This window comes from Pseudomonas sp. 3MAES_34.3B (genome assembly GCF_058145875.1).
In genome coordinates this window covers 1,441,558-1,451,721 of the sequence record NZ_CM176960.1, presented here as the reverse complement: position 1 = coordinate 1,451,721, position 10,164 = coordinate 1,441,558, and the positions used below count along the sequence as shown (strand labels likewise).

10 protein-coding genes are annotated in these 10,164 nt (G+C 62.9%); 3 read left to right on the top strand and 7 right to left on the bottom strand.

The window, feature by feature from the left end:
- The first annotated feature begins 60 nt into the window (after positions 1–60).
- Positions 61–795, top strand: a complete 735-nt coding sequence (fnr, locus tag AC3Z8Y_RS06450; protein WP_490088945.1) for a fumarate/nitrate reduction transcriptional regulator Fnr — start codon at positions 61–63, stop codon at positions 793–795.
- A gap of 56 nt (positions 796–851) precedes the next feature.
- Positions 852–1,400: an adenine phosphoribosyltransferase gene (locus tag AC3Z8Y_RS06445; protein WP_181114907.1), complete on the top strand. Its 549-nt coding sequence runs from the start codon at positions 852–854 to the stop codon at positions 1,398–1,400.
- A 68-nt stretch (positions 1,401–1,468) separates the two neighbouring features.
- Here AC3Z8Y_RS06445 and recR read toward each other — a convergent pair whose 3' ends face one another.
- The 4 genes from recR to dnaX all read right to left on the bottom strand — a co-directional run bounded on the left by recR (position 1,469) and on the right by dnaX (position 5,650).
- Positions 1,469–2,071, bottom strand: a complete 603-nt coding sequence (gene recR, locus AC3Z8Y_RS06440) for a recombination mediator RecR (RefSeq protein ID WP_490088944.1) — start codon at positions 2,069–2,071, stop codon at positions 1,469–1,471.
- A 75-nt stretch (positions 2,072–2,146) separates the two neighbouring features.
- Positions 2,147–3,178, bottom strand: a complete 1,032-nt coding sequence (locus tag AC3Z8Y_RS06435) for an NADP-dependent oxidoreductase (protein ID WP_490088943.1) — start codon at positions 3,176–3,178, stop codon at positions 2,147–2,149.
- A gap of 69 nt (positions 3,179–3,247) precedes the next feature.
- Positions 3,248–3,574, bottom strand: coding sequence for a YbaB/EbfC family nucleoid-associated protein (locus AC3Z8Y_RS06430; RefSeq protein ID WP_040260854.1), 327 nt, complete (start codon positions 3,572–3,574; stop codon positions 3,248–3,250).
- Positions 3,575–3,601: 27 nt separating this feature from the next.
- Positions 3,602–5,650: a DNA polymerase III subunit gamma/tau gene (dnaX, locus tag AC3Z8Y_RS06425; RefSeq protein WP_490088942.1), complete on the bottom strand. Its 2,049-nt coding sequence runs from the start codon at positions 5,648–5,650 to the stop codon at positions 3,602–3,604.
- Positions 5,651–5,806: 156 nt separating this feature from the next.
- Between dnaX and AC3Z8Y_RS06420 the strand changes: the two genes are divergently transcribed.
- Positions 5,807–6,292: an N-acetylmuramoyl-L-alanine amidase gene (locus AC3Z8Y_RS06420; RefSeq protein ID WP_490088941.1), complete on the top strand. Its 486-nt coding sequence runs from the start codon at positions 5,807–5,809 to the stop codon at positions 6,290–6,292.
- A 3-nt stretch (positions 6,293–6,295) separates the two neighbouring features.
- Here AC3Z8Y_RS06420 and AC3Z8Y_RS06415 read toward each other — a convergent pair whose 3' ends face one another.
- The 3 genes from AC3Z8Y_RS06415 to AC3Z8Y_RS06405 form a co-directional block, all read right to left on the bottom strand.
- Entirely contained in the window at positions 6,296–6,556 is a 261-nt protein-coding gene (locus AC3Z8Y_RS06415; RefSeq protein ID WP_490088940.1) for a hypothetical protein, read from the bottom strand.
- 97 nt (positions 6,557–6,653) lie between these two features.
- On the bottom strand, positions 6,654–8,135 hold the full coding sequence (locus tag AC3Z8Y_RS06410) for a hypothetical protein (RefSeq protein ID WP_490088939.1): 1,482 nt from the start codon (positions 8,133–8,135) through the stop codon (positions 6,654–6,656).
- Between the two features lie 11 nt (positions 8,136–8,146).
- Complete coding sequence (locus AC3Z8Y_RS06405; protein ID WP_490088938.1) at positions 8,147–10,030, bottom strand: autotransporter outer membrane beta-barrel domain-containing protein; 1,884 nt, start codon at positions 10,028–10,030, stop codon at positions 8,147–8,149.
- Positions 10,031–10,164 lie beyond the last annotated feature (134 nt).

Sequence of the window (10,164 nt, the reverse complement as noted above, 5' to 3'; positions counted from 1 at the left end):
CCTGCGCTGGAAAAAATCGGTTACCCTTGCGTTTTACAAGTGATTCAAGGAATTTCAAAGATGTCCGAGCCACTTAAACAAGGGGCAGGCCATCAGGCGCACTGCAAGGATTGCAGCCTGGCCCCCTTGTGCCTGCCATTGTCCCTGAACCTGCAGGACATGGACGCGCTGGACGCTATCGTCAAGCGCGGCCGCCCGTTGAAAAAGGGTGAGTTTCTCTTCCGCCAGGGCCACCCCTTTGGCGCCCTCTACGCAGTGCGCTCCGGTGCCTTGCGCACGTTCAACCTCAGCGATGGCGGCCAGGAGCAGATCACCGGCTTCCACTTACCCAGCGAGCTGGTCGGGCTGTGCGCCGTGGACACCAATTATTACCCGGTGTCGGCGGTCGCGCTGGAAACGACCTCCGTGTGCGAAATCCCCTTCGATCGGCTGGAAGACCTGGCCGCGCAACTGCCGCAATTGCGACGCCAGTTGCTACGGCTGATGAGCCGCGAGATCCGCGACGATCAGCAAATGATGCTATTGCTGTCGAAGAAGAGCGCCGACGAGCGTATCGCCACGTTCCTCATCAACCTGTCGGCGCGCTTTCGCGCCCGGGGCTACTCGCCCAATCAGTTCCGCTTGAGCATGTCGCGCAACGACATCGGCAATTTCCTCGGGCTGGCGGTGGAAACCGTGTCGCGGGTATTCACCCGTTTCCAGCAGAGCGGGCTGATCGCCGCCGAAGGCAAGGAAGTACGCATTCTGCAGCCAGTGGAACTGTGCGCGCTGGGCGGCGGGGCGATGCAGGGCTGACCATGACCGGCACCAGGCGGGTATAATCTCCGTTTTTGCACCTGCCGAGACGTACCATGTCCTTCGACGATTCGACCATCAAGTCCCTGATACGCCCCGTTGTGGACTTCCCCAAGCCCGGCGTGGTGTTTCGCGACATCACCCCGCTGTTTCAATCGCCACGGGCGATGCGCACGGTGATTGATCATTTCGTGGAGCGGTATGTGGAGCAGAACGTTACCCACATTGGCGCCATGGATGCCCGCGGCTTCCTGATCGGCGCCGTGGTGGCCCACGAACTGAACAAGCCGCTGATCCTGTTCCGCAAGCAGGGCAAGCTCCCGGCCGATGTGATTTCCGAGGGCTACCAGACCGAATACGGCGAAGCCTTCCTGGAAGTGCACACCGACAGCCTGTGTGAAGGCGACTCGCTGGTGTTGTTCGATGACTTGATCGCGACGGGTGGCACCCTGCTGGCTGCGGTGAACCTCACTCGCCGCATGGGTGCCCATGTGCACGAAGCCGCTGCCATCATCGACCTGCCCGAACTGGGCGGCGGGCAACGCCTGATCGAAGCCGGCGTGCCGGTGTTCAGCCTTACCGCGTTCGCTTTGGATGAGATGTAAGCGTTATTTGAAGGTTCGGGGGCTTTGCCCCCTCCTACACGGGCGATAGGGAATCCAGGGTTCGGCGATCAAAGCGCCATCGGCTTGCGCCCGGCAAATGAGTGCGCAAGGGTGCCGCCGTCGACCATTTCCAGCTCGCCGCCCAGGGGCACACCGTGGGCGATGCGCGATACCACCAGGCCTTTATCACTGAGCAGTTGGGCGATGTAGTGGGCGGTGGCTTCGCCTTCCACGGTGGGGTTGGTGGCCAGGATCACTTCCGCCAGGCCGGGCTCCGCTTCCACACGCTGGATCAGCTCTGGAATGCCAATGGCTTCCGGGCCCAGGCCATCGAGCGGTGACAGATGCCCCTTGAGCACGAAATAGCGGCCTCTATAGCCCGTCTGTTCTACCGCATACACGTCCATTGGCCCTTCGACCACGCACAGCAGGGTGTCATCCCGGCGTGGGTCGGCGCACTGCGGGCACAGTTGCTCCTCGGTAAGGGTACGACACCGTTGGCAGTGCCCTACCCCGTCCATGGCCCGGGCCAGCGCCTGGGACAGCCGGGCCCCGCCCGTACGGTCGCGCTCCAGCAATTGCAGCGCCATGCGCTGGGCGGTTTTCTGGCCAACACCGGGCAAAATGCGAAAGGCATCGATCAGTTGACGGATCAGTGGGCTGAAGCTCATTCAGAAACAACCTGACAAAAAACGGCGGAGACGCGGGTTATACCCGCGCCCCTGCAACGGGTCAATGCTCCCCGATCAATCGCTGACCTTGACCACGAGCTTGCCGAAGTTCTTGCCTTCCAGCAGGCCGAAGAACGCCTCTGGGGCATTCTCCAGGCCCTCGACCACGTCCTCGCGGAACTTGATCTTGCCGTCACGGACCCACGGCACCATGGCCGAGAAGAACTCGGCCTGACGGTCCTTGAAATCGTCCATTACGATAAAGCCCTGCATGCGCACACGCTTGGTGAGCAATACCCGCGGCAGCAGGCTGAAGCGATCCTTGCCCTCGGGCAATTCGTCCGCGTTGTAGTGAGCGATCAGGCCGCACAGCGGGATGCGCGCATGGGCATTGAGCAACGGCAGCACGGCCTCGAACACCTTGCCGCCCACGTTCTCGAAGTACACGTCGATGCCCTTGTCGCAGGCTGCCGCCAGGTCTTGGGCGAAGCTGTCGCTGCGGTGGTCGATACAGGCATCAAAGCCCAGCTCATCCACCACATAGCGGCATTTGTCCGGGCCACCGGCCACGCCTACCACCTTCAAGCCCTTGAGCTTGGCCACCTGGCCCACCACCGAGCCCACCGCTCCGGAAGCGGCGGCTACGACCAGTGTTTCACCTTCCTTGGGCTGGCCGATATGGGTCAAGCCCATGAACGCGGTCATGCCCGGCATGCCTAGCACACCCAGCGCCATGGAAGGCTGTGGAATGCCTGCCGGCAATGGCAGCAACCCGGTACCGTCGGAAATGGAGTGGGTTTGCCAGCCCGTGATACCGACCACAAGGTCGCCTTCCTGGAATTTCGGGTGACGCGACGCTTCAACCCGGCTCACAGCCCCGCCGGTCATCACCTCGCCGATTTCCACGGGTGGTGCATAAGACGGCGCGTCGCTCATACGGCCACGCATGTAGGGGTCCAGCGATAGCCAGAGCGTGCGCAGCAGCACCTGACCGTCCTCCAAAGGAGGCAGGGTTTGGGTTTCGCTGCGGAAGTTTTCAGCTACAGGTTTGCCCTTCGGCCGGGAGGCGAGGACGAAACGGTGATTCTGGATGGCGTCGGCGGCCATAAGCGCGGCTCCTTCAAAGGGGGGTTGAAGGAAGACCGCGCTGGCGGGAAGGTGTTTCTTTTTCTGCGGTCAGAACGGCATCTTGAAGCCAGGGGGCAACTGCATACCCGCCGTCATGCCCGACATCTTGTCCTGGCTGTTCTGCTCGATCTTGCGCACGGCGTCGTTCACGGCGGCGGCGATCAGGTCTTCCAGCACTTCCTTGTCTTCCTGCATCAGGCTGTCGTCCAGGGTGATGCGCTTGACGTCATGACGGCCGGTCATCACCACGCTCACCAGGCCTGCACCCGATTGGCCGGTGACTTCGGCATTGGCCAGTTCTTCCTGCATCTTGGCCATTTTTTCCTGCATCTGCTGGGCCTGCTTCATCAGGCCTGCCATGCCACCTTTCATCATGGGACGGTTCTCCACTCTCGTTCGGTTTCATTCGCCCTGGTTGGCCAGGGCGTCCAGGGGTTCAATGGTATCGTTGCGCACGGTGGCGCCAAACCGTTCCATCAGTTGGCGGATGAACGGGTCGGCGGCAATCGCCTCCTCGGCCTCGTGCTGGCGCTCGGCGCGCCGACGGGCTGCGGCCTGGGCGGGGGTTTCCTGTTGGGGCCGCACCAGTTCTATCTTCACTGTGAGCGTGCGGCCCAGGTGCTGGTTCAAGGCGTCGTTCAAGCGCCGCTGCTGGGTGGCGTTGAACAGCGCGCCCTGAGCCGGGTCCAGGTGCAGCAGCCAGGTATCGCCATCCACTGCAACCAGGCTGCAGTTGGCGGCAATGCTACCGGTAAGGCCAGACACCGGCAGCTTCGGGAACAGCTCCAGCCATTGCAGCGCAAGCCCACTGGCGGGCGCGGCGGCCGGGGCAGGCTCGGGCGTTGTTACCGGCTCGGCGGCGTGGCTGGCAAGGTCGTCCAGGTAACCATAGCTGGCAGGGTCGGCATCGCCCGGGTAATAGTCATCGTCGGCCGGCGGCTCGTCGTCGCGCAGCATGCCCGCCGGCTGGTATTCGATAGGCGCGCCGGCGTTGTCGTCCAGTTCGGCGTCGTTTTCCGGCGCCGGGGGCACCACGCTCGCGGGGGTGGGCACGGGCATGGGTGGCAGTTCCGGCGGTTCGGCGCGGGTATCCAGGATAGCCTCGGGCGCCGGTGCCGGTGCCAGCATGGGCACTTCGGCATCGCTGGCAGCGGGCTCGTTCCAGGGCAGGCTGGGGTCGTCGGAGGCGATGGCTGGCGCCGCTGGCGCTGTCATCGGCCGGGGTTCGGGCGTTGGCTTGGGTTTTATCGGCTCGGGCGGCGCAAGTGCTTTTACAGGCGACGCGACCGGGGCCACCGCCTCAGGGGAATCAGCCGTGGCCTGGCTGATCCCCGCCGGCTTTAGCTGCGCTGGCGGCGCCTGCTCGCCTGCTGGCCGGAACGCCAGCATGCGCAGCAGTACCATTTCAAAGCCGCCGCGTGGCTCGGGTGCCAGCGGCAGGTCTCGGCGCCCGATCAAGCCCATCTGGTAGTAAAACTGCACGTCTTCGGCCGGCAGCGCCTGTGCCAGTGCCAACACCTGCTCGCGATCACCATGGCCGTTGTCCACGGCCTCCGGCAGCGCCTGGGCGATAGCGATACGGTGCAAGACGTTGAGGATTTCGGCCAGCACACCGGCCCAGTCCGGCCCCTGCTCTGCCAGGTGGCCGATCGCCTCTAGCAACGCCTTGGCATTACCGTCCAGCAGCGCCTGTAATACGCCGAATACCTGCCCGTGGTCGAGGGTGCCCAGCATTGCGCGTACGTCCGCGGCCTGCACCTTGCCCTCGCCGAAGGCAATGGCCTGGTCGGTGAGGCTCATGGCGTCGCGCATGGAGCCATCGGCAGCGCGGCCCAGCAACCACAGCGCATCGTCTTCGAACGGGATGTTCTCCGCGCCCAGCACGTGGGCCAGGTGCTCGACCACCCGCTCGGGGGTCATGTTCTTCAGCGAGAACTGCAGGCAGCGGGACAGAATGGTCGCCGGCAGCTTCTGCGGGTCTGTGGTGGCGAGGATGAACTTGACGTAGGGCGGCGGTTCTTCAAGCGTTTTGAGCAAGGCATTGAACGAGTGCGACGAGAGCATGTGCACTTCGTCGATCAGGTACACCTTGAAGCGGCCACGGCTGGGTGCGTACTGCACGTTGTCCAGCAGTTCGCGGGTGTCTTCGACCTTGGTGCGGCTGGCGGCGTCGATCTCGATCAGGTCGACGAAGCGACCTTCGTCCACTTCCCGGCATACCGAGCAGGTGCCACAAGGGGTGGAGGTGATGCCGGTTTCGCAGTTCACGCACTTGGCGATGATGCGCGCGATGGTGGTTTTGCCCACGCCACGCGTCCCGGTAAACAGGTAGGCGTGGTGCAGCCGCTGGTTGTCCAGCGCGTTGATCAGGGCCTTGAGCACATGGCCCTGCCCGACCATTTCGCGGAACGAACGCGGCCGCCATTTACGTGCAAGAACCTGATAACTCATGGAAAACCGTCACGACCTGAAGCTTTGGACCGCCAATCGTAGCCGAGCGGGCGGGAAAAAGCATCCGCCCCGGCGTAGCCGGTAGCCTTTCCCGGTTGGCTCCGGCGCCCGGCCACGCTTTGCTGTGCGCCGTTTTCACTGCAAAGGACGCAGCCCATGACCACCATTACCCTCAAGCAACGCTCGCGCACGGACTGGCTGGTGGTGCATTGCTCCGCCACCCGAGCGACGGCCCCGGTACGCGCTTCGGACATCCGCGCCTGGCACCTGTCCCAAGGCTGGGCCGATATCGGCTATCACTACGTGATCTGCCGGGATGGCAGCGTGGACCCGGGCCGTGATGAAAGCACCGTGGGTTCCCACGTGAAAGGCTTCAACCAGGCATCGGTGGGCATCTGCCTGGTGGGCGGCCTGGATGCGGCGGGCAAGCCGGAAAACAACTTCACTCCGGCGCAATTCGCCAGCCTTCACCGCTTGCTGGCCGAACTCAAGGGCCGCTATCCCGGGGCAACGGTCCGCGGGCACCGGGACTTCTCGCCGGACCTGGATGGCAACGGCCGGATTACCCTGAACGAATTCAGCAAGGCCTGCCCATGCTTCGACGTGGCGCAATGGCTGGCAGCCCATCCGCTGCGGTGTTGACCGTCACTCCGGCCGCAAGCGCACCGTGTAGTGAGCTTCTATGCCTTTCATCTTCGGCTGGAAGTGCGTGTTGGTAATCAGGTAACTGGCCACTTCACCGCCAGGCTGGTGATGCTCCAGGGTGTCGCCAGCGCCGGCGTTGAGGGTTTCTTCCCAGATCAGCACCTTGTGGGGCTCCAGCCGCGTTTCGAAGGGGCCGAAGCGGGTGCCGTCGATACGCAGGATATACACCGTATCCAAGGGCTGGCTGAGCGACTGTTCCACGTGCGCATACTCCGTAACGTTTTCGTGTTCACCAAAGCGGTGAAATATGAAGCAGCGACGGAGCGATGTAAATGCGAGCTATCGGCTGGCGCCTTGGTCAGTCGACAAGGTTCAACTGTCGAACCGGGAAATTGGGCACGCCGGCCGGTGGCCAGGTGGCGCCACGGTCCCAGCTTACATAGGCACGCAGCCGAAGCGGATTGTTGCGCAGAAAGAGCGCGATATCCGCTTTAGGTACGATCTGGGTAATACCGGTGGCCAGCTCCGCCTGGGTCACCGCACGCCGATCCACCACCACCTTCTCGTACACGCCGCCGCTTTGCAGGGTTCCGTAAAGGGTCAGCCTCACGCGCTGATCGGTACTGATCAATGCCCATTTCTCAAGAATCAACGTTGCGCCGTTTGCCGGTATCCGCGCAAGGCTAAGGTAGGTGAAGCCTTCCGCTTCCCGGCATCGCACCATGGGGAACTGATCGCTGCGCATGGCCGAAACCGCCAGAGTAGTCACTGCCGAAGGTTCGGCCCCGCTGTGGGTGTACACCGTATAACCGACCGCCAGCGTGCGGCTCAGGTGCGCGCCGATGGCGGTGGGAGGGACTGTAAATACCCAGGGACGGTGCGCTGCGGCAAGCCGGGCGGACGTCCAGCCTCCGGCCTGATCGGCCTCGCCCCACTGCAGCACGATGGCTTCGTCCTCATATATCACCGCGTCGGGCGGTACTTCGACCGTGACACCTTGCAGCGCCCGAGACGGGTCGAGGCTTTGCCGAGGAGGCGTGCCGGCTCCTTGCGTTACCGACGGTGGTGGCAGGTCACGGGGAACCGGAGCGGCGGCAACGGTGATCGAAGAAGGCCACGATGGGCTGCCTTCGTTGCCCGCACGGTCTACCGCCCGATAATAAGCGTAACGCGTACCGTCACCCCGGTCGCGCAACGCCTGCCCTGGGTACGCGTAAACCACTTGGGGCGCTTGAAGGTCTTCCTGCGACAACACCCAGTCGCCTACCCAGCTTTCATCGCTTGGCAACGCCTTGGCCAGGCTCTGGCTCCAGTAGAATTGCAGTACATCCCCTGGCTTCAAGTCGCCGAGCGGGGCCACCTCCACTTCTATTTCGTCGCCATGGGTTTCGAGGTAATGGGCAGTAACGGTGCCTGTCGGGGCAAGGTCGTCCGGGAAGACGAGCGACTGCCCCCCGGCCGGTGCAGTAAGGTCGATCCACAGCGATATTTTCCGCGACCGACCGTATTCGCCATTGGCAAGCTGAACACGGTAATCCAGTGCATGTTCGCCTTCTTCCCAGTGGCTCATATCCACGTCGACGAACAGGTCGTCGTCGGGGATAGGCGCTATCCACTGCTTGTGGCCCAGCTCTTCACTCCCTCGGTATATCCAGAGCGCCTCCGGATGCTCCGGCGTAGGGCGCGAGTTCAGCCATGGAACAACCTGAACTCGCACGGGGGCAGAGCGTGCTGCGGTCGGCAGGAGGTGCGCCCGGGGGTCGCCTGGTACCGGGGGAAGCGCCGCTTCTATCAGCAGCTCTTGGTCGATTACATCGTCATCCAACGCTTCACCCCTCATACCGCCTCCTTTTACCAGTGATAACGCAGCCCGACATTGACACCCCAGGGCTGCTCGATGGCCTCGCCGTGGCTGTAATCAAAGTCGGCGTGCAATTGCAGACGATCAGCGACCGAGACCGCGATGCCGGCGCCCAATTCGCCGCGAGAACCCGCCAGGTCGTTGTCGAACCGGTTACCGTTCACCGATACGGCATTATTGCGAGCGAACTCTCTGGCCACCGCCGCACGTACGTAGGGCTGTACTTTCTGGCCGCTCGGCAGATCGAAGGTCCGCCCGGCTGTCACTCCTGCCTTGCCCAGCAGCGAGCGCGCGCGGTCGCCATCTGCCTGCATGCCATTGTTCAGGTCGTAGTCGCGGCCTTGTACCGCCAAGGCGGTCCATTGGGTGTAGGGTTCCAGGAAGTAACCATCGTCCAATTCGATATGGCGCCCGAACTCGGCGCTGACACCGGCGCCGACAGTGTCGTAGTTCCCCTTGGCGCGAGACTCGTCGCTCAGGGTCACGTCGGCCTTGTTGCGGAAGCGGTTCGCCTTGATCGTGCCGTCGAAGTAGTAGCCGCTTGCCTTGTCGAACCACGTGGTGTACAGGCCCGCATAGTAGCTGTTCACCTCACCGGTGGTGCCGCGGGTGAGGTCCAGGTTGGATTCGCTGTAGCCTGCCATCACGCCTACCAACCACTGCCCGTCCCCCCAAGGGGCGGCAGCGTCGGCCCCCAGGGAAAGACCATGCTGATACTGGCTGTAACCCACACCATTACCCGTGGCCACGTTGAACTTGTTGCCGTAGGAGCGCAGCCAACCGCCGGATTTGCCTTCCGTCAGGCGCAACTCACCCATGCGGCTGCGCAAGGTGCTCATTTCGCCATACCACACAGTGGGCGTAGCGTTGAACAGCGCCAGCACCGAGGCCGTACCCGGCGTGATCTCGTCAGTGGGGGTGAGGTACCAGTCATTGCCGTTCTGCACCAGGTCGTACTGGTAGGCACCTACGTCCACGCGCCCGTTGAGCAGCGAGAACCGGGCAACACCATCGGCCGTTTCAACCACCTGGATATCATTGCCGGTGGCAGCGTCCTGGCCACTGGCGGCGATCTGCAAGGTGTGGTCTCCGGCTGAACTGCCGGTGATTTGCACGAGGTCGGAAGTGTCCGTAGAGAAGTCGGTATGCAGGGCAAAGTTGCCGGCCCCGGACAGCTCGCCCACTTGCAAGGTAAAGAAGTCACTGCCCTCGCCCAGTTTCACGGTGCCGCCGTTCATGCTCAGGGCCGCGAGGCTGGCGCTTTCAACCATGTTCCACTGGGCATTGCTGTCTACGGCAAGGCTGCTCAGGTTCTCCAGGCGGCCGGTCCAGCTGGCGCCGTTGCGCAACAGCAGGTCCCCGGTGCCGCCGTTGTCGACTACGTAGTCGCCCACGATGGCGCTGTTGTCTACGGTCACATGCCCGGTGGAACCATCGTTCACATGGACCGCCACGCCGCCGTTGCCCGTCAGGGTGGTGCCATCTTGCAACAGGATGTCCGCTTCGACTGGGTAATAGGCCTTATAACCTACTTCGATCGCCGCCTTGCTGGTTCCGACGACCTGACTCCCAATCAGTGTGAGTGCCGAAGATCCCGTGCCTGGGACGTATTCACCAAGCATGACGCCACTCTCCCCGGTGATGGTGCTTTGGCTCACCGTGGCGTTTGCGGACCACAGCTCCATGCCTGCAGACGTTCCTCCAGTCACAGTGCTGTTGCTCATATCAAGCGAGCCCTCGTTCACTTGTACACCGCCGCCGGCGCCGCTGATGGCGCTGTTGATTATTTGCAGGTCCCCACCTGTGCCAACGTGCACCCCGTAACTGTTACCGGGCCTTGTATCGAGGTTGGTTACCTGGCTATTGCTGAGCACCCCGCTACCTGTGAAAGCGGCTTGATGATTAGGCCCACTGGCTACTGCGGTTTTTGTGACGACTACGTTATCAAATAAAAGACGCCCACCCGTTTGCGCACTTACTGTCTGGATTGAGGCATTTGTGGCAGTAA